General features: G+C 72.8%; 17 protein-coding genes. 14 read left to right on the top strand and 3 right to left on the bottom strand.

From position 1 onward, the window contains the following. The first annotated feature begins 45 nt into the window (after positions 1 to 45). Complete coding sequence (fbaA, locus tag ABZV77_RS24420; RefSeq protein WP_356260596.1) at positions 46 to 1,077, top strand: class II fructose-bisphosphate aldolase; 1,032 nt, start codon at positions 46 to 48, stop codon at positions 1,075 to 1,077. 105 nt (positions 1,078 to 1,182) lie between these two features. Beyond that, the gene (locus tag ABZV77_RS24415; RefSeq protein WP_356260594.1) at positions 1,183 to 1,596 is read left to right on the top strand and encodes a DUF3151 domain-containing protein; all 414 of its coding nucleotides are present in this window, start codon (positions 1,183 to 1,185) and stop codon (positions 1,594 to 1,596) included. Between the two features lie 108 nt (positions 1,597 to 1,704). Here the strand turns inward: ABZV77_RS24415 and ABZV77_RS24410 are convergent, their stop codons facing one another. After that, positions 1,705 to 2,835, bottom strand: a complete 1,131-nt coding sequence (locus ABZV77_RS24410; RefSeq protein ID WP_356260591.1) for an NADH:flavin oxidoreductase — start codon at positions 2,833 to 2,835, stop codon at positions 1,705 to 1,707. A 75-nt stretch (positions 2,836 to 2,910) separates the two neighbouring features. Between ABZV77_RS24410 and ABZV77_RS24405 the strand changes: the two genes are divergently transcribed. The 11 genes from ABZV77_RS24405 (at position 2,911) to ABZV77_RS24355 (ending at position 14,508) form a co-directional block, all read left to right on the top strand. Further along, on the top strand, positions 2,911 to 3,525 hold the full coding sequence (locus ABZV77_RS24405; RefSeq protein ID WP_356260589.1) for a CGNR zinc finger domain-containing protein: 615 nt from the start codon (positions 2,911 to 2,913) through the stop codon (positions 3,523 to 3,525). Positions 3,526 to 3,655: 130 nt separating this feature from the next. Then, positions 3,656 to 4,528 (top strand): tryptophan 2,3-dioxygenase family protein, encoded by an 873-nt coding sequence (locus tag ABZV77_RS24400; protein WP_356260586.1) that lies wholly within the window; start codon positions 3,656 to 3,658, stop codon positions 4,526 to 4,528. Continuing rightward, a complete protein-coding gene (kynU, locus tag ABZV77_RS24395) occupies positions 4,521 to 5,765 on the top strand; it encodes a kynureninase (protein ID WP_356260583.1) in 1,245 nt (414 codons plus the stop codon). The genes ABZV77_RS24400 and kynU overlap by 8 nt, the downstream gene beginning before the upstream one ends. Positions 5,766 to 5,855: 90 nt before the next feature. Beyond that, complete coding sequence (locus ABZV77_RS24390) at positions 5,856 to 6,740, top strand: alpha/beta hydrolase (protein WP_356260580.1); 885 nt, start codon at positions 5,856 to 5,858, stop codon at positions 6,738 to 6,740. Between the two features lie 184 nt (positions 6,741 to 6,924). Beyond that, positions 6,925 to 7,896 (top strand): alpha/beta hydrolase, encoded by a 972-nt coding sequence (locus ABZV77_RS24385; RefSeq protein ID WP_356260577.1) that lies wholly within the window; start codon positions 6,925 to 6,927, stop codon positions 7,894 to 7,896. Beyond that, positions 7,889 to 9,091, top strand: a complete 1,203-nt coding sequence (locus tag ABZV77_RS24380; protein ID WP_356260574.1) for an acyltransferase — start codon at positions 7,889 to 7,891, stop codon at positions 9,089 to 9,091. Before ABZV77_RS24385 ends, ABZV77_RS24380 begins: the two co-directional genes overlap by 8 nt. A gap of 10 nt (positions 9,092 to 9,101) precedes the next feature. Then, the gene (locus tag ABZV77_RS24375; protein ID WP_356260571.1) at positions 9,102 to 10,466 is read left to right on the top strand and encodes a sensor histidine kinase; all 1,365 of its coding nucleotides are present in this window, start codon (positions 9,102 to 9,104) and stop codon (positions 10,464 to 10,466) included. Continuing rightward, positions 10,463 to 11,140: a response regulator transcription factor gene (locus ABZV77_RS24370; RefSeq protein ID WP_356260568.1), complete on the top strand. Its 678-nt coding sequence runs from the start codon at positions 10,463 to 10,465 to the stop codon at positions 11,138 to 11,140. The genes ABZV77_RS24375 and ABZV77_RS24370 overlap by 4 nt, the downstream gene beginning before the upstream one ends. A 104-nt stretch (positions 11,141 to 11,244) precedes the next feature. Beyond that, positions 11,245 to 12,588 carry a histidine kinase gene (locus ABZV77_RS24365; protein ID WP_356260565.1) on the top strand — a complete coding sequence of 448 codons (1,344 nt, stop codon included), beginning with the start codon at positions 11,245 to 11,247 and terminating at the stop codon, positions 12,586 to 12,588. Then, complete coding sequence (locus tag ABZV77_RS24360) at positions 12,585 to 13,262, top strand: response regulator transcription factor (RefSeq protein WP_356260562.1); 678 nt, start codon at positions 12,585 to 12,587, stop codon at positions 13,260 to 13,262. Before ABZV77_RS24365 ends, ABZV77_RS24360 begins: the two co-directional genes overlap by 4 nt. 19 nt (positions 13,263 to 13,281) lie before the next feature. Further along, positions 13,282 to 14,508 (top strand): cytochrome P450, encoded by a 1,227-nt coding sequence (locus ABZV77_RS24355; RefSeq protein WP_356260559.1) that lies wholly within the window; start codon positions 13,282 to 13,284, stop codon positions 14,506 to 14,508. 25 nt (positions 14,509 to 14,533) lie between these two features. On the opposite strand, the gene ABZV77_RS24350 is transcribed toward ABZV77_RS24355, so the two are convergent. Continuing rightward, positions 14,534 to 16,165, bottom strand: a complete 1,632-nt coding sequence (locus ABZV77_RS24350) for an ABC transporter permease (RefSeq protein WP_356260556.1) — start codon at positions 16,163 to 16,165, stop codon at positions 14,534 to 14,536. Continuing rightward, positions 16,162 to 17,076 carry an ABC transporter ATP-binding protein gene (locus ABZV77_RS24345; RefSeq protein ID WP_356260554.1) on the bottom strand — a complete coding sequence of 305 codons (915 nt, stop codon included), beginning with the start codon at positions 17,074 to 17,076 and terminating at the stop codon, positions 16,162 to 16,164. The genes ABZV77_RS24350 and ABZV77_RS24345 overlap by 4 nt, the downstream gene beginning before the upstream one ends. A gap of 93 nt (positions 17,077 to 17,169) precedes the next feature. On the opposite strand from ABZV77_RS24345, the gene ABZV77_RS24340 reads away from it, so the two are divergent. Beyond that, the gene (locus tag ABZV77_RS24340) at positions 17,170 to 17,694 is read left to right on the top strand and encodes a helix-turn-helix domain-containing protein (RefSeq protein WP_356260551.1); all 525 of its coding nucleotides are present in this window, start codon (positions 17,170 to 17,172) and stop codon (positions 17,692 to 17,694) included. Positions 17,695 to 17,720: the final 26 nt, after the last annotated feature.

The following is a 17,720-nucleotide window of genomic DNA, read 5'->3' as shown; positions in this document are numbered from 1 at the left end:
AGGTCAGGGCCAAGCACACACCCGCACATCACAAGGAGCGGACACATGCCCATCGCAACCCCCGAGGTCTACGCCGAGATGCTCGACCGGGCGAAGGCAGGCAAGTTCGCCTACCCGGCGATCAACGTGACGTCCTCGCAGACCCTGCACGCGGCGCTGCGTGGCTTCGCCGAGGCCGAGAGCGACGGCATCATCCAGATCTCCACCGGTGGTGCGGAGTTCCTGGGCGGCCAGCACAACAAGGACATGGTGACGGGCGCCGTGGCCCTCGCCGAGTTCGCGCACATCGTCGCCGCGAAGTACGACATCACCGTCGCACTGCACACCGACCACTGCCCCAAGGACAAGCTGGACACGTACGTCCGTCCGCTGATCGACGTCTCCGCCGAGCGCGTCAAGGCCGGTCGCAACCCGCTCTTCCAGTCGCACATGTGGGACGGCTCCGCCGAGACCCTCGCCGACAACCTGGCCATCGGCCAGGAGCTGCTCGCGAAGGCCGCCGCCGCGAAGATCATCCTTGAGGTGGAGATCACCCCCACCGGTGGCGAGGAGGACGGCGTCACGCACGAGATCAACGACGAGCTGTACACGACCGTCGACGACGCGCTGCGTACGGCGGAGGCCCTCGGCCTCGGCGAGAAGGGGCGCTACCTGCTCGCCGCGTCCTTCGGCAACGTCCACGGCGTCTACAAGCCGGGCAACGTCGTCCTGCGCCCGGAGCTCCTCAAGGACCTCCAGGAGGGCGTCGCCGCCAAGCACGGCAAGGCCGCGGGCGCGCAGCCCTTCGACTTCGTCTTCCACGGCGGCTCCGGCTCGACCGCCGAGGAGATCGCGACCGCGCTGGAGAACGGCGTCGTCAAGATGAACCTGGACACGGACACGCAGTACGCCTTCACGCGTCCCGTCGCCGACCACATGTTCAAGAACTACGACGGCGTCCTGAAGGTCGACGGCGAGGTCGGCTCGAAGAAGACGTACGACCCGCGCACCTGGGGCAAGTCCGCCGAGGCGGGCATGGCCAAGCGCGTCACCGAGGCCTGCGCGAACCTGCGCTCCACGGGCACGAAGCTGAAGTAACCCCCCGGCGCTTCGCGCGTACGAAGGCACTACGAAGGCACTACGAAGGCCCCGGGTCGGTGACCCGGGGCCTTCGCCGTGACGGCATACCGCAGACTTGGTCCCATGGCCATTCACAAGGATCTCCTCGGGGGACCGCCCCCGACCCACCTGCCCGACGACCCGGAGCCGCGCGAGCTCCTCGCGAACGGCACGGCACCCGCCGACGTCGCCGCGAAGTACCCGACGTCCTCGCTCGCCTGGGCCCAGCTCGCCGACGAGGCGTACGAGCGGGGCAGCGTCGTCGAGTCGTACGCGTACGCCCGTACCGGCTACCACCGCGGCCTGGACTCCCTGCGCCGCGCGGGCTGGAAGGGCCACGGCCCGGTGCCGTGGGAGCACGAGCCCAACCGCGGCTTCCTGCGCGCGCTGCACGCCCTGGCGCGGGCCGCACAGTCGATCGGCGAGCAGGAGGAGCACGAGCGCTGCGCGGGCTTCCTGCGGGACTCTTCCGAGACCGCGGCGAAGACGCTCGGCTGAGAGAAGATTCCCCCGCGACCCGTACGGGTCGCGGGGGAATCTTCTAGGGGCGCGGGGAACTGCGCGACCGGCCACAGCGCTCCCGCAGTCGAAATCGGACAGCCGAACTCAGACCAGCCTGCGCAGCATCCCCGCGTCGTACGGGACCGCCTCCGACAGGCGGCCGGTCAGCGCCTTGTCCGCCCACTCCGGGTCCGCGATCAGCGAGCGGCCCACCGCGATGACGTCGAACTCGTCGCGCTCCATGCGCTCCAGGAGCAGGTCGATGCCGGCGGTCGACGTGGTCTCCGTGGAGAACGTCTCCGCGGCCGTGAACTGCTTGTCGAGGCCGACCGAGCCGACGGACAGCGCGGCCTTGCCGGTGAGCTTCTTGACCCAGCCCGCGAGGTTCAGGTCGTCGCCGTCGAACTCGGGGAGCCAGTAGCGGCGCGTCGAGGCGTGGAAGGCGTCGACGCCCGCGGCCGCCAGCGGGGCGAGCAGTGCGTCCAGTTCGCTCGGGTCCGCGGCCAGCTTCTCGCCGTAGGCGTTCGACTTCCACTGGGAGAACCGGAAGATCACGGGGAACGTCGGCGAGACCGCCGCGCGCACCGCCTCGACGATCTCGGCCGCGAAACGGGCGCGGGAGGCGAGGCCGCCGCCGTAGCCGTCGGTGCGGCGGTTGGTGCGGTTCCAGAAGAACTGGTCGATCAGGTAGCCGTGCGCGCCGTGCAGTTCGACACCGTCGAAGCCGTTCCGCTCGGCGTCGGCCGCCGCGCGCGCGAAGGCCGCGACGACCTCGTCGATGTCGGCGGACGACAGCGCGTGGCCCTTCGCGTCGCCGTTCAGGTCCAGGCCCGAGGGGCCGGCCGGGGGCGCGTCAGGGAAGGGCCCGTCGCCCTCGTTGCGGGTCGCGCCCACGTGCCACAGCTGCGGGACGATCTTGCCGCCCGCCGCGTGCACGGCCTCGGCGACGCGCTGCCAGCCCGCGAGCGGGGCCTCGCCGTGGAAGCGCGGGACGCGGTGGCTGCTGCCCGCCGATGCGTGGTCGACGTACGTGCCCTCGGTGATGATCAGACCGACGCCGCCCGCGGCGCGGCGTGCGTAGTACTCCGCCACGTCCGCGCCCGGCACGCCGTCCGGGGAGAAATTACGGGTCATGGGGGCCATGGCGATGCGGTTGCGCAGGCTGAGGCCGTTGATGTCGAAGGGGCGGTCGAGGAGTCGGGCCGCGCGTGAGGTGGTGGTTTCCGTGGCATCCATACGGGCATCGTACGCCCATGACAGCACTGTAAGTCTTTTACTCATGTCTCTCCGGAGGCGGGTAACGTGAAGGACATGAACTGGCCCGCGACCGAGCGCCACTGTCTGACCGCCGCGCCCGGCGGCCTCGCCCTTGTCCAGGACCTCCTGAACACCGCGCCCGCCGCCCCCGCCGACCTGCCCGACCTGCTGGCGGACGGCTCGCTCGGCGCCGTCCAGGAGTGGGCCGACCAGGCGGTGCGCGGCTGGTCGCGGGAGACCGGCAGGGGTGACGTACACCTCGTGCTCACCGACGACGACCTGCCCAAGCTGCGCTGTCTGCGCGACCAGGTGCGGCGCGCGCTCACCGCGGGCGACTGCGGGGGCGACGCGGTGCGGTTCACCTCCGCGCCGGTCGTCGTCGGGCTCGCGGGGGACGGCACCCTCACCCTGGAGCCGGAGGGCGCGGGCGCGCGCTGGCTGGCGTCCGCGGTGCTCGCCGAGGGGCTGCTCGCCCAGGCGGCGGGCAACTGGCGTCGCCTGAAGATCTGCCGCAACGCGGCCTGTTCCGCCGCGTTCTACGACCGCTCGCGCAACAACAGCGGTGTCTGGCATTCGGTCCGCGGCTGCGGGAACGCCGCCCATCTGCGCGCCTGCCGGGAGCGGCGCCGCGAGCACTCCGATGCAGAGGAAAGTGGCGTAAGGGCTTAGCTGCTGTCCCGTACGGGCGTGTCTTGCCGATTCCGGGAAAGTTGCAGAAGATTCCGGTGGGGACCGGGGCCCCCGTGTCGGTAACGGCAGGGGCGGACCGCTACCCGGAGTACGTATCGAGGAGACAGTGATGTCCCCAGAGACGCATGAGGCATCCCCCGAGGAGCGCGCGGCGTCCACCGAGGTCAACGAGGCGGAGAGCCCGAACCTCGACTTCGCAGGCACCACCCCGTACGAGGACTACGTCCAGGCGGACGTCCTCACCCACCTGCAGCACCTGCGCTCGGACGACCCCGGCGAGATGGTCTTCCTGGTCACCACCCAGGTCATGGAGCTGTGGTTCACGGTGATCGTCCACGAGTGGGAGACCGCGGCACACGCCCTGCGCCGCGACGACGTCCCCGTGGCGGTGGCCGCGCTCAAGCGCAGCCTGCGCGAGCTGGAGGCCCTGAACGCCTCCTGGCGCCCGCTCGCCCAGCTGACCCCCGGCCAGTTCAACTCCTACCGCAGCGCGCTCGGCGAGGGCTCCGGCTTCCAGTCCGCGATGTACCGCCGCATGGAGTTCCTGCTCGGCGACAAGTCCGCGTCGATGCTCGTCCCGCACCGGGGCGCCCCGCGCGTCCACGCGGAGCTGGAGAAGGCCCTCCAGGAGCCGAGCCTGTACGACGAGGTGCTCGGCCTCCTCGCGCGGCGCGGCCACGCGATACCGGCGTCCGTCCTGGAGCGCGACCTCGCCAAGCGCTACGAGCCGTCGCCCGAGGTCGAGGCCGTCTGGACCGAGCTCTACTCCGGTGACGAGAGCGGCGACCTGGCCCGCCTCGGCGAGACGCTGACGGACGTCGGCGAGCTGGTCTGGCGCTGGCGCAACGACCACCTGGTCGCCACCCGCCGTGCCATGGGCTCCAAGACCGGCACGGGCGGCTCCGCGGGCGTGGCCTGGCTGGAGAAGCGTGCTACGAAGAACGTGTTTCCCGAGCTGTGGACTGCGAGGAGCCATGTCTGACCTGCGGGACGACCTGCGGACCGAGGCCGAGGTCCTGGACGCCGCCGATGAACTCCGGGCCAAGCGGAAGGAGTTCGTCCTCGACGAGACGGTGTATCTGGACGGCAACTCCCTGGGCGCCCTGCCCGCGAACGTGCCGGGCCGCCTCGCCGAAGTGATGACCCACGAGTGGGGCAAGCTCCGCATCCGCTCCTGGGACGAGAGCGGCTGGTGGACCGCCCCCGAGCGCATCGGCGACCGCATCGCCCCGCTCGTCGGCGCCGCCCCCGGCCAGATCGTGGTCGGCGACTCCACCAGCGTCAACGTCTTCAAGGCGCTGGTGGCCGCGGTCCGCATCGCACGGGATGCCGACAGCGACGCCGACAGCACCGGGACCCCGGGCAACCCTTCCGGGGGGCGCGACGAGATCGTCGTTGACGCCACGACGTTCCCCACGGACGGGTACATCGCGGAGTCGGCGGCCCGCCTCACCGGCTGCCGTCTGGTGCCGGTCGCGCCGGGTGACGTCCCCGGCGTCCTCGGCGACCGCACCGCCGCCGTCCTGCTCAACCACGCCGACTACCGCACCGGGCGCCTGCACGACCTGCCGGGGCTGACGGCGGCGATCCACGCGGCGGGCGCGCTCGCCGTCTGGGACCTGTGCCACACGGCGGGCGCCCTGCCGGTCGGCCTGGACGAGCACGGCGTGGACCTCGCGGTGGGCTGCACCTACAAGTACCTCAACGGCGGCCCGGGTGCGCCCGCCTACATCTACGTACGCGAAAGCCTGCAGTCCCGCTTCGACTCCCCGCTGCCCGGCTGGAACTCGCACGCCGAACCCTTCGGGATGCGGCCCGAGTTCGAGGCGGCCGACGGGGCGCTGCGCGGTCGCGTCGGCACGCCGGACATCCTGTCGATGCTCGCTCTTGAGGCGTCGCTCGACGCCTGGGACGGCGTCTCCATCGACGCCGTGCGCACCAAGTCCCTCGCCCTGACGGACTTCTTCCTGCGGTGCGTCGAGGCGTACGTGCCCACGGGCCTTGTCGAGTCCCTCACCCCGGCCGCGCACACCGAGCGCGGCAGTCAGGTCGCGCTGCGCTGCGAGGGGGCGGGCGACGTGATGAAGCGGCTCGTCGAGCAGGGCGTGGTCGGCGACTTCCGCGCGCCGGACGTGCTGCGGTTCGGATTCACGCCGCTGTACGTCTCCTTCGGCGATGCCGAGCGGGCGGCTCGTGTCCTCGCGCGCACGCTGGCCTGATAGCGTCCGGCGGATCTTGCCCCCGCTTTTCCGCACCCCGGAAGAGCGGGGGCCCGCCCGCAAGCCGCACTGCTGTTGAGAGGTTGCCGCATGCCGGACGACGCCGCCGTGGCCCGCGATGCCGCCGAGGCCGAAGCCGCCTTCTCGCATCCCGCCGTGAAGCCGGACACCACCGTCGCGTACGGCGAGCACCCCGACCAGGTCGTGGACCTCTACGCCCCCAGGGGTGACGCCCACGGCGCCGGTTCCGCGCCCCTCGTCGTCGTCCTGCACGGCGGCGCGTGGCGGGCGCCCTACGACCGGCAGCACGTCACACCGTTCGCCGACTTCCTCGCGCGCCGCGGCTTCGCGGTGGCCAACGTCGAGTACCGCAGGGGCAGTCCGATCCCCGCGCAGGGCGGCACGAGCCCGGTGGCCGGGCGCTGGCCGGAGACCTTCGACGACGTGGCCGCCGCCTTCGACGCCCTGCCCGCGCTCGTACGGGACGCGCTGCCGTCGGCCGATCCGCGCCGCACCGTCGTGACCGGGCACTCCGCGGGCGGCCACCTCGCGCTGTGGGCGGCCGCACGCCACCTCCTGCCCGCCGACGCGCCCTGGCGCACCGGCCGCCCCGCTCTGCTGCGCGGCGTCGTCGCGCTCGCGCCCATCGCGGACTTCCGGACCGCAGAGGCGCTGGAGGTCTGCGGCGGCGCGGCCGCGCAACTCCTCGGCGGCACGGACCGGTTCGAGGAGCGCCTGCCGTACGCCGACCCGGCGGCGCTGCTCCCGTCGGGCATCGCCACGACCGTGGTGCAGGGGCGCACCGACATCGTCGTGCCGCAGGAGGTGTCCGAGGCGTACGCCGACGCGGCCGCCAAGGCGGGCGAGGTGGTGGGTCTGACGCTCCTGGAGGACGTGGGGCACTTCCCGCTGATCGACCCGGCGGCGGACGCGTGCGCGGTGGTCGCCGAGGAGATCGCGCAACTGGCGTTCTGACCTGCGCCGGTTGAGGCCCTGGGCCATCCCTGGGGCCAACGCCTGGGGATACCCGTAATACCTGAGAGCTACCCGCGGCTGTATACCCCAGTGTGATGTGAGCGACAGCGTCCCATCCATAACTTCCTTTCCGTGAGCACGAGTCGGAGCACCGGCCCGTGCGGAATCGGAAAGGCAGCACGTGATGAAGTTCCGGGCCGGGCGGCTGCGCCGCACCTTGTTGGCCGTCGGTGTCGCCGCCGCCGTGGTGATCCCGGTGTCGGGCGCCGCGCGCCCGGAGATCCCGGCCCCCGCCCCCGCCGCCCTCGGCCGCGTCACGGCAGCGACGCTCGCCGACGCCTATGAGGCGAACAGGACGAACGCCACGGAGGCAGCAGCCCTGGCCGAGGGGTACGGCGCGGCGGAGCGGGCCGCGACCCTGCGCGCCATGGCCTCCCCCGACCGGCAGTTCCTCGCCTTCGACGGGCGCGGCACGGGCCGCACCGCCGAGGTGTTCGGCGACCTGGCGGGCGCGGACCGCGTCGCCGTCCTGGTCCCGGGCTCGGACACGTCCCTCGATGCGTACGGCAGGCTGCGCTCCGGCGCCCTCGCCCTGCACGCGGAGCTCGCCCGGCACGCGGAGCCGGGCCATCGCACGGCCGTCGTGGCCTGGTTGGGGTACGAGACGCCGGGCACGGTCAGCCCCGCCGTCCTGACCACGGGCCGCGCGGACGGCGCGGCGCCCGCCCTGCGCTCCTTCGTCGCAGGGCTCCACGGGATCAACGACCACGCGCGCGTGTCCCTGCTCTGCCATTCGTACGGCTCGGTGGTGTGCGGCAGCGCCGCAGCGGGCCCGCGCGGCCTGGACGTCGCCGACATCGTGCTCTACGGCAGCCCGGGGACCGGCGTCGACAAGGCCGCCGACCTGCACACGCGGGCCCGGGTCTGGGCGGGCCGCGGAGCCGACGACTGGATCGCCGACGTGCCGCACACCAGCGCCGACGTCTTCGGCACGACCGTCGGCTTCGGCACCGATCCGGTCTCCGCCGGTTTCGGCGCCCGGGTCTTCGCGGCGGGCGACGGCGGCCACAGCGACTATCTGAAGCCGGGCTCGGTCCCGCTCGGCAACCTCGCACGGATCGTGTGCGGGGACGCACCGGAGGTCAGTCATGCGTGAGCACCGTCTGTCCGTTCTCGTCCGCCGTGTCGACGCCGCCACGCCTCCGGGCAGGGACCGCGCGGTCGACGCCCTGCGGGCCTTCGCCATCCTCGGTGTGGTGGGCGGGCACTGGCTGGTCACCGCCCTGGTGTCGGACGGCGGCGTGCTGCGCGCCGCGAGCCCCCTGGGCGCCATGCCGTGGCTCGCGCCGATCTCCTGGGTCTTCCAGACGCTGGCGGTGTTCTTCCTGGTGGGCGGGCATGTGGCGACGAAGAGTTATGCGTCGGCGCGCGAGCGGGGCATGGGCTACCGCGCGTGGCTCGCCGCCCGGCTCGGCCGCCTCTTCAGACCGGTGGCTGCCGTGCTCGCGCTGTGGACCGCCGTCGCCGTGGGCCTGCTCCTGTCGGGCGCGGACCTGGACACCGTCCACACGCTGGTCAAGCTGGCGCTGTCGCCCCTGTGGTTCCTGCTGGTCTTCGCCGCCCTCACGGCGGCCACCCCGCTGGTGCGGCGGCTCAACCCGCTGTGGCCGCTGGCCGTCGTTCTCCACGTGGATCTCGCGCGGTTCGGCTTCGGCGGCCCGGCCTGGCTCGGCTGGGTGAACGTGGCGGCGGGCTGGCTCGTGCCGTACACGCTGGGCGCGGCCTGGGCGCGGGGCGAGCTGACGCGGAGGTCGGGGCGGGTGCTCCTGGCGGGCGGCGCGGCGGCCACCGCGGGTCTTGTCCTGTGGGCCGGATATCCGGCGTCGATGGTCGGCGTCCCGGGCGAGACGGTGTCGAACCTGGATCCGCCGACCCTCGCGGTCGTCGCCTTCGGCCTGGCTCAGTGCGGTCTGGCCCTGCTCCTCAAGGAGCCCTTGGCCCGGTGGCTGCGCAGGCCCGCGGCCTGGGCGGCGGTGGCCCTGGTGAACGTCTCGGCGATGACGATATTTCTCTGGCACCAGACGGCTCTGATGGCGGTCACCGCGCTCGGTCTGCTCTCCGGGGGCCCGCTGCCCGGTCTGCACACGGTGCCGGACGGGCCGGGCTGGGTGCTGGCCCGCGTCGCGTGGCTGCCGGTGTTCGGGCTGGGGCTCGCGGTGTGCTGGTCGGCGTTCCGGGCGTACGAGCGGGGCGGTCGGGGCGGTCGGGCCGGGCGGCGGGCGGGGGCGTCCGTGGTGCGGGCCCGGCACCGGCCCGGGGCAGCGGGAGCGGAGGGGATGCGGCGTGTCTAGGGTTGATCTTGTGGACGGAGCGGACCGCGGGAGCGGCGACGGGGAGAGATCCGGCGGATCGGTCGTGGCGGGCCTGACCGGTCTGCGCAAGGAGCTGGTGACGGGGGCGCGGATGCCGCTGCCGCCGCTCCGGCAGCCCCGGCTGCTGCGCTGGGCCGTGCACGCCGTGGTCGTGGCCCTCACCGTCAGCACGACCGTCGGCAACCTCGACCAGTTCTCGCAGCGCTACCACCTCGGGCACTCGGGCGGCACGCTGATGGCGCTGCTGCTGGGGGCGGCGATGCTGCTCGCGCTGGTGCGCCCGGTGCCCGCGTGGTGGCTGTCCCTCGGTGTGAACACGGCCGCCGCCAGCATGGCGACGGTGCCGTTCGGCCAGGGCGCGGAACCCTGGCCGTGGGGTCCCCCGGCACTGGCAGCGCACGCGACGGTGTCCCTGCTGCTCGCGCTGCGGGTGCCACCCAGGGCCGCCTGGGCCGCGTGCGTCCTGAGTGTCGGCGTCCCGCTCCTGCTGCAACAGACGAGCAGGCCCGGCCCGTACGACACGACGGTGCCCCTCGCGGCGCTCCTGTTCGGCGCCGTCACCCTCTTCGGCACGCTGCTGCGCGGCCGCCGCGAGACCCGTGACCAGCTGGTCGAGCAGGAGACGATCACCGCCGAGGAGCGGGCCAGGCGCACCCTCCTGGAGGAGCGCAGCCGCATCGCCCGCGAGCTGCACGACGTGGTCGCCCACCACATGTCCGTGATCTCCATCCAGGCGCAGGTCGCCCCGCACCTGGTGAAGGACCCGCCCGAGGAGCTCAGGGAGAACCTCGCGGGCATCAGGGAGAACGCGCTCGAAGCCCTCACCGAGCTGCGCCGCGTCCTCGGCGTCCTGCGCTCGGAGAACCCCGGGGACCCGGAGCTCGCCCCGCAGACCCCGCTGCCCACCCTGGAGCGCCTGGACGCCCTCGTCGACAACGCGCGCGCGGCCGGACTGACCGTCCGCAACGAGAGCGCGGGGGAGTGCCGCCCGCTGCCGCCGGGCGTCGACCTGTCGGCGTACCGCATCGTGCAGGAGGCGCTCAGCAACGCGATCCGGCACGCGCCGGGCGCGACGGTGCGGATCGACCTCGCGTACGCACGGGCCGGGCTGCACCTCCGGGTCACCGACTCCGGCGGGCGCACCGAGGCGCCGCCCTCGCCCGGCACGGGCCACGGTCTGCTCGGCATGCGGGAGCGGGTGGCCATGCTGGGCGGCGACCTCGCGACGGGCCCCACCCAGGACGGAGGCTTCGAGGTATCGGCCTTCCTCCCGGCCCCCCTGCCCAAGGACGTGACACCGACCGGCGTGACACCGACCGACGCCCCGCCGACCGACGGAGAGACCAAGCCATGACGATCAAGGTGCTGATCGCCGACGACCAGATCATGGTCAGGCAGGGCTTCTCCGTCCTGCTGAACGCGGAGCCGGACATCGAGGTGATCGGCCAGGCCGTCGACGGCGCGGATGCGGTCGCCAAGGTCGCCGAGCTCGCGCCGGACGTGGTGCTCATGGACATCCGCATGCCCGAGCTGAGCGGCATCGAGGCCACCCGCCGCATCACGGGGGAGCTGCCCGGCGTCCCGGACGTCAGGGTCCTGGTCCTGACCACCTTCGACCTCGACGAGTACGTGTACGAGGCGCTGCGCGCGGGCGCCTCCGGCTTCCTGCTCAAGGACGCGTCGGCGGACCAGCTCGCCGAGGCCGTCCGCGTGGTGGCGGCCGGGGACGCACTGCTCGCGCCCGGGATCACCCGGCGCCTCATCGCGGAGTTCGCCCGCATGGACAACGGGACGCGCGGCCCCCTCAAGCCCCGCGTCGGCGAGCTGACCGAGCGCGAGACGGAGGTCCTCGCCCTGATCGCACAGGGCCTGTCGAACGCGGAGATAGCGGTGCGGCTCGTGGTCGCCGAGCAGACCGTGAAGACGCACGTCGGCCGCATCCTGGTGAAGCTCGGCCTGCGCGACCGGACCCAGGCGGCGGTGTTCGCGTACGAGACGGGGGTGGTGCGCCCTTCGGGCAGGCAGTAGGGCTTCCCGCCGAGGCCACCCCGCGAGTAGTACCTGCGACGGACCCCGCGGAACCCGTCTCGCTGTGGACGACCGGGTTGTCTCCGGCCCGTACCTTCGTAGACGTGACCGAAACGACTGAGCAGCTCAAGGCCAGCGGCCAGAAGAGCCCCGAGTACCACCTCGTGCGGGAGGCCCTCGGCGGCCTGCGCGAGACGCTTTTCCGCGACCCCTTCGCCTACCGGCTGCTGCCCCCCAGGACGGCGGAGGGGCGGATGGCCCGCCTCCTGCCGCAGCGGATACGCGCGTACGCCGTGTGGACCCCGCACGCCCTGGTGATCGGCGCGGCCCTGATCGCCCTCTTCATCGCCTCCCAGGTGGGCCTGGGGTCCGGCGGGATCGCGCACCTGCTCACCGGCTTCATCCCGGCGGCCGCCATCCTGATGACCCTGGTCAGGCCGGTCGGCGCGTTCTGGGTCTCGCTCGTCACGACCCCGTTCACCGCGCTGCTCGGCAACACCTGGGACGGGTGGCCGTGGACGCCCCCCGCGTTCTTCGGGCACATCGTGGTGATGGTCGTCGTCGCGGCCAGGACCGGTCCGCGCACCGCGGTGTGGATGTGGCTCGGCACGGCGGGGTACGCGCTGGTCACCGAGGTCGGCCTCGGCAGCCCCAGTGGCGCGTCCGACGGCCCGATGATGCTGTTCCTCTCCGCACTCGGACTGCTGGTCACCACCGTGGTGCACGTGCGCCGCGAGGCGCAGCGCGAGGTCACCGTGCAGCGCACCGTCACCGCCATCGAGCGCGACAAGCGCACCCTCCTGGAGGAGCGCACCAACATCGCCCGCGAGCTGCACGACGTGGTCGCCCACCACATGTCGGTGGTCGCCATCCAGGCCGAGGCCGCGCCCTACCGCGTGGAGAACCCGCCGCCCGAGCTGGAGCAGGCCTTCGTCACGATCCGCGAGAACGCGGTGTCCGCGCTCACCGAACTGCGCCGCGTCCTCGGCGTCGTACGGGCGGAGGACTACGAGGCGCCGGACGCCCCGCAGCCCACGCTCGCCGACCTCGACCGGCTCCTGGCCAACGTCCGCGACGCGGGCCTGACCGTCGACAAGGTGATCACCGGAGCAGCCCGCGAGCTGCCGCAGGGCGTGGAGCTCTCGGCGTACCGCATCGTGCAGGAGGCGCTCAGCAACAGCCTGCGCCACGCGCCCGGCGCCGCCGCCCGTGTCGAGGTCGGCTATGTCCTCGGCGGCCTCGGCCTGCGCATCGTGAACGGCCCCGCGACCGGCCTGGTCAAGCCGTCCCCGGGCGCGGGACACGGCATCACCGGCATGCGGGAGCGCGTCACGATGCTGAACGGCGAGATGACGGCTGAACCGGCCGCGGACGGCGGCTATGAGGTCACGGTCTTCCTGCCGGTGCCGCTCGCGGACCGCCTGGACCCGGCGGGAGAAGACGCATGACGATCAAGGTCCTGATCGCCGACGATCAGATGATGGTGCGGGAGGGCTTCTCCGTCCTCCTGAACGCGATGCCCGACATCGAGGTCATCGGGGAGGCCGTGAACGGCCGGGAGGCGGTCCAACGAGTCCGCGAACTCGCCCCCGACGTCGTCCTCATGGACATCCGCATGCCCGAGCTGAACGGCATCGAGGCGACCCGCGAGATCATCGCGTCCGAGGGCGACACTGATGGTTGCAAGGTGCTCGTCCTGACCACCTTCGACCTCGACGAGTACGTCTACCAGGCACTCCGTGCGGGCGCCTCCGGCTTCCTCCTCAAGGACGCCTCGGCGCGCCAACTGGCGGACGGCGTACGGGTGGTGGCCTCCGGTGAGGCGCTGCTCGCGCCGACCGTGACCCGCCGTCTGATCACGGAGTTCTCGAAGCTCGCGGAGACGCCGCGGCTCTCGGCGACCGTCCAGGCGCAGCAGTACGGCGAGCTCACCGAGCGCGAGACGGAGGTCCTCGTCCTCATCGCGCAGGGCCTGTCGAACTCGGAGATCGCCTCGCGGCTCGTGGTCGCCGAGTCCACCATCAAGACGCACGTCAGCCGGGTCCTGGTGAAGCTGGGGCTGCGGGACCGCACGCAGGCGGCCGTGTTCGCGTACGAAGCGAGGCTGGTCACGCCGGGGTGAGCGGCACTAGCGTCCCTCCATGGATGCAGCGTCCGAAGCGGCAGAGGTCTTCGCCCCCTCGTCACCGGAGTTCGTCGCCGACCCCTATCCGGCGTACGCGCGACTGCGCGAGGCGGGCCGCGCCCACTACAGCGCGCCCACCGACCAGTGGCTGATCCCGCACCACGCGGACGTCTCGGCCCTGCTGCGCGACCGGCGCCTGGGCCGCACCTATCTGCACCGCTTCACGCACGAGGAGTTCGGCCGCAGGCCCCCGCCGCCCGAGCACGAGCCGTTCCACGTCCTCAACGACAACGGCATGCTGGACCTGGAGCCACCCACCCACCCCCGCATCCGCCGCCTCGTCTCGAAGGCGTTCACGCCGCGGACCGTCGAGCAGCTCCGGCCGTACGTCGAGGAGCTGGCGGACGAGCTCGCGCGCGACCTGGTGGCGGACGGCGGCGGTGACCTGGTGGCGCGCGTCGCCGAACCGCTGCCGGTGGCGGTCATCGCCGAAATGCTGGGCATCCCGGAGAGCGACCGCGCACTGCTGCGCCCCTGGTCGGCGGCGATCTGCGGCATGTACGAACTGAACCCGCCCGCGGCGACGGCGGCGCGCGCGGTCCACGCCTCCCTCGAATTCTCTTCGTACCTCCGGGAATTGATCGCTGCCCGCCGGGAGAAGCCGGGCGAGGACCTGATCTCGGGCCTGATCGCGGCGTACGAGGACGGGGAGTCGCTCAGCGAGCAGGAGATGATCTCGACGTGCGTGCTCCTCCTGAACGCGGGGCACGAGGCGACGGTGAACGCCACGGTCAACGGCTGGCACGCACTGTTCCGCAACCCGGCCCAACTGGCCGCCCTGCGCGCGGACCCGGCCGCCCTCGTCCCCACGGCGGTCGAGGAGCTGATGCGGTACGACACCCCGCTGCAGCTCTTCGAGCGCTGGGTCCTCGACGACATCGAGATCGACGGGGTGACGATCCCGCGCGGCGCGGAGCTGGCACTCCTCTTCGGCTCCGCCAACCACGACCCCGCGGCCTTCGACCGCCCCGCCGACCTGGACCTGACCCGCCGCGACAACCCGCACATCTCCTTCAGCGCGGGCATCCACTACTGCATCGGCGCGCCGCTGGCCCGCATCGAACTGACGGCGTCCCTGCGCGCGTTGCTCCGCAGGGCACCGTCCCTCCGCCTCGCCGCGGACCCGCCCCGCACACCGAACTTCGTCATCCGCGGCTTCAAGGAGCTGCTGGTAAAGCCATAAACCGATGCGCCACCCCCTCCCCCCCTCAACCGGTCATGTCCCGCCGCCGCAGCCCCGCAAGCCCGGCCGTCACCAGGGCCGCCGCGAGCACGGTGAGCAGCACGAGCGGTGGCCAGGACATCGCGGAGCCCGGCAGCTTCGGCAGGTGGCCGAAGGGGGAGAGGTCCATGACCGCCCCGGGCAGTTCGAGCACCGGGCCGATCCAGCCGATGGCCAGGCAGACCCCGACCACGCCCCAGGCCGCCGGGGCCGCCTTCGGGAACGCCCCGGCGAGCAGCACGGCGACACCGCCGACGACCCAGACCGCGGGCAGTTGCGCGAGGCAGGCGCCCAGGACGGCGCCCGCGTCCTCGCCGTGGCCGACGGCCAGGCCGAGTCCGGCGGCCGCCATCAGGAGCACCGAGCCGCCGAAGGCGACGACGAGGTGCCCGGCCGCCCACCGCAGCCGCCCCACCGCGCCCGCGAGGACCGGTTCGGCGCGCTGTGAGGTCTCCTCGCCGTGCAGCCGCAGCACGGACGCCACCACGAACAGCGCGGCGATCATGCCGAACAGCCCGGTCATCGTGGCGAGGAAGGCGTCCGTGAGCCCGGACTGCCCGCCCAGCCGCTCGACGACGTTGCGGGCGTTCTCGTTGTCGCCGACGATGTCGGCGGCGCCGGACGCCATCCCGCCGAACACGACACCGGCGACCAGGAATCCGGCCGTCCATGCGCCCAGGGTGCCGCGCTGCAGCCGCCAGGCCAGCCCGCCCGCCGTGGCGAGGGTGCCCCGGGCGGGCCCTGGCCGGGTCGGCAGGAAGCCCATGCCGACGTCCCGCCGCCCCGCGAGGCCGTACGCGACGCACGCCTGCACCACGATCGCGGCGCCGAGGACGAGCAGCACCCACCACCGCTCACCGGCGTACGCCCGCAGGTTCTCCTGCCAGCCGAGCGGCGAGACCCAGGTCAGCGCGGACGACCCGCCCGCCGTCCCCGCGTCGCCCGCGGCCCGCAGCACGAACGCGGCGCCGAGCGCCCCCGCCGTGATCCCCTTGGCGAGCCGCGCGCTCTCCGCGCACTGCGCGACGACGGCCGCGAGCCCGGCGAACAGCATGCCGACCCCGCCGACCCCGAGCCCGAGCGCCAGCGCGCCGCCCGCCCCGCGCCCGGCCAGCCCGACGGCGATCAGCAGACCCACGGCGGCGTTGGCCACACACGCGGCCAGCAGCGCGGCGGTGAGCGGCGCCCGCCGCCCGACCACGGCCGCGGAGAGCATCTCCTGACGCCCGGTCTCCTCCTCCTCACGGGTGTGCCGTACGACGATGACGAGGCTCATGACGGCGGCGAGGACGCCCGCGTAGCAGCCGATGCGCCAAGCGGCGAGGGCGCCGATGGAGTCACCGAAGACCGGCCCGTACAGGGCGCGCATGGAGGAGTTGGAGTTCATGGAGGCCATGGCGTCGGCGCGCTCGGCGGCGGTGCCGTAGAACCCCTCCAGGGAGCCCGGCATGGCCAGCACGATGCCCGCCACGACGACGACCCAGACCGGCAGCAGCACGCGATCCCGCCGCAGCGCGAGCCGCAGCAGCCCACCGGTCCCCGCCAGCTGACCCCGGCCCGCACGAGGCGCGTACCCGCCCCGCCGCACCGGGCGCACGCTGTCCGCCACGCTGCTCATCGCGCGCCCACCGCCTCGCGTACGCCGTCCTCCTCCTGGTAGTGCCGCAGGAACAGCTCTTCCAGGGTGGGCGGGGTGCTGGTCAGGGAGCGGATGCCGGAGCCGGTGAGGGACTTGAGCACGGCGTCCAGCTTGTCCGTGTCGACCTGGAGGCTCACCCGGCGCCCCCGGACGTGCAGATCGTGGACACCGGCGAGAGCGGCCAGCCCGTTCGGCTCGCCCGCGAGTTCGGCGGTGACGCTGGTCCGGGTCAGATGGCGGAGCTCGGCCAGCGCGCCGGTCTCGACGGTCTGCCCCCTGCGGACGATGCTGACGCGGTCGCAGAGCGCCTCGACCTCGCTGAGGATGTGCGACGAGAGCAGAACGGTCCGCCCCCGCTCGCGCGCCTCCTCCACACAGCTCTGGAAGACCTCCTCCATGAGCGGATCGAGCCCGGACGTCGGCTCGTCGAGGACCAGCAGGTCGACGTCGGAGGCGAAGGCGGCGACGAGGGCGACCTTCTGCCGATTGCCCTTGGAGTACGTACGCCCCTTCTTCGTGGGGTCGAGCTCGAACCGCTCGACGAGCCGGTCGCGCCGCTCCCGGTCGAGCCCGCCGCGCAGCTTCCCGTACAGATCGATGACCTCGCCCCCGCTGAGGTTGCGCCACAGGGTCACGTCCCCGGGGACGTACGCGATACGGCTGTGCAGCTCGACCGCGTCGTGCCACGGGTCCCTGCCGAGGAGCTGGGCCGCGCCGGAGTCCGCGCGGAGCAGTCCGAGGAGGACTCGGATGGTGGTGGATTTCCCGGCCCCGTTCGGCCCGAGGAAGCCGTGCACCTCGCCGGTCTCGACGTCCAGGTCGAGGCCGTCCAGCGCACGCGTCCTGCCGAACGACTTGTGCAGTCCGGAGACGGTGATTGCTCTGGTCATGATTTTGAACGTACGCTACTTTCACAAACTTGTGAAGTTAAGGAACCGTATAAACTTCTCTCTGCCGCGGTGACCAGGGGAGATGATCGACGCATGACCAAGGACGAGACGCAGACGCCCGACGGGCCGGACCGCGACCCGGAGGCCGTCTCCCGCTTCGTGGAACAGTTCGCCGCGCAGCTCGTCGAGGCGGGCATGCCGCGGATGCCCGCCCGGATCTTCGTCGCCCTGCTCTCGTCCGACGCGGGCGCGCTCACTTCCGCGGAGCTCGGCGAACAGCTCCGGGTCAGCCCGGCGGCCGTCTCCGGCGCGGTGCGCTACCTCACCCAGCAGCACATGGTCACCCGCGAGCGGGAGCCCGGCACGCGGCGCGACATCTTCCGCGTGCACAGCAACCAGTGGTACGAGGCGCTGGGCTCCCGGGACTCCGTCCTGAAGCGGTGGGAGAACGCGATGCGGGATGGCGTCGCCAACCTTGGCGAGGACACTCCTGCGGGGCGGCGCCTGCTGGAGACGCTGGCGTTCTTCGAGTTCATCCAGGGCGAGCTCGCAGGAATGATGGACCGCTGGCGAGCCCACCGCGAATCCCTGTTCGGCCCCCCGCGGAACGGCTCCTGACCGGCGCCCCTGCGTGCCCCTGCGCC

It is taken from the genome of Streptomyces sp. NPDC004732 (assembly GCF_040609235.1).
Taxonomy (GTDB): Bacteria; Actinomycetota; Actinomycetes; order Streptomycetales; family Streptomycetaceae; genus Streptomyces.
This window is presented reverse-complemented; position numbering and strand designations above follow the sequence as displayed.

What these genes read in the sequence shown, in the direction of transcription:
- fbaA (WP_356260596.1), top strand. Translation starts at nt 46, where the DNA reads ATGCCCATCGCAACCCCCGAGGTCTACGCCGAGATGCTCGACCGGGCG.
- ABZV77_RS24415 (WP_356260594.1), top strand. Translation starts at nt 1,183, where the DNA reads ATGGCCATTCACAAGGATCTCCTCGGGGGACCGCCCCCGACCCACCTG.
- ABZV77_RS24410 (WP_356260591.1), bottom strand. Translation starts at nt 2,835, where the DNA reads ATGGATGCCACGGAAACCACCACCTCACGCGCGGCCCGACTCCTCGAC.
- ABZV77_RS24405 (WP_356260589.1), top strand. Translation starts at nt 2,911, where the DNA reads ATGAACTGGCCCGCGACCGAGCGCCACTGTCTGACCGCCGCGCCCGGC.
- ABZV77_RS24400 (WP_356260586.1), top strand. Translation starts at nt 3,656, where the DNA reads ATGTCCCCAGAGACGCATGAGGCATCCCCCGAGGAGCGCGCGGCGTCC.
- kynU (WP_356260583.1), top strand. Translation starts at nt 4,521, where the DNA reads ATGTCTGACCTGCGGGACGACCTGCGGACCGAGGCCGAGGTCCTGGAC.
- ABZV77_RS24390 (WP_356260580.1), top strand. Translation starts at nt 5,856, where the DNA reads ATGCCGGACGACGCCGCCGTGGCCCGCGATGCCGCCGAGGCCGAAGCC.
- ABZV77_RS24385 (WP_356260577.1), top strand. Translation starts at nt 6,925, where the DNA reads ATGAAGTTCCGGGCCGGGCGGCTGCGCCGCACCTTGTTGGCCGTCGGT.
- ABZV77_RS24380 (WP_356260574.1), top strand. Translation starts at nt 7,889, where the DNA reads ATGCGTGAGCACCGTCTGTCCGTTCTCGTCCGCCGTGTCGACGCCGCC.
- ABZV77_RS24370 (WP_356260568.1), top strand. Translation starts at nt 10,463, where the DNA reads ATGACGATCAAGGTGCTGATCGCCGACGACCAGATCATGGTCAGGCAG.
- ABZV77_RS24360 (WP_356260562.1), top strand. Translation starts at nt 12,585, where the DNA reads ATGACGATCAAGGTCCTGATCGCCGACGATCAGATGATGGTGCGGGAG.
- ABZV77_RS24355 (WP_356260559.1), top strand. Translation starts at nt 13,282, where the DNA reads ATGGATGCAGCGTCCGAAGCGGCAGAGGTCTTCGCCCCCTCGTCACCG.
- ABZV77_RS24350 (WP_356260556.1), bottom strand. Translation starts at nt 16,165, where the DNA reads ATGAGCAGCGTGGCGGACAGCGTGCGCCCGGTGCGGCGGGGCGGGTAC.
- ABZV77_RS24345 (WP_356260554.1), bottom strand. Translation starts at nt 17,076, where the DNA reads ATGACCAGAGCAATCACCGTCTCCGGACTGCACAAGTCGTTCGGCAGG.
- ABZV77_RS24340 (WP_356260551.1), top strand. Translation starts at nt 17,170, where the DNA reads ATGACCAAGGACGAGACGCAGACGCCCGACGGGCCGGACCGCGACCCG.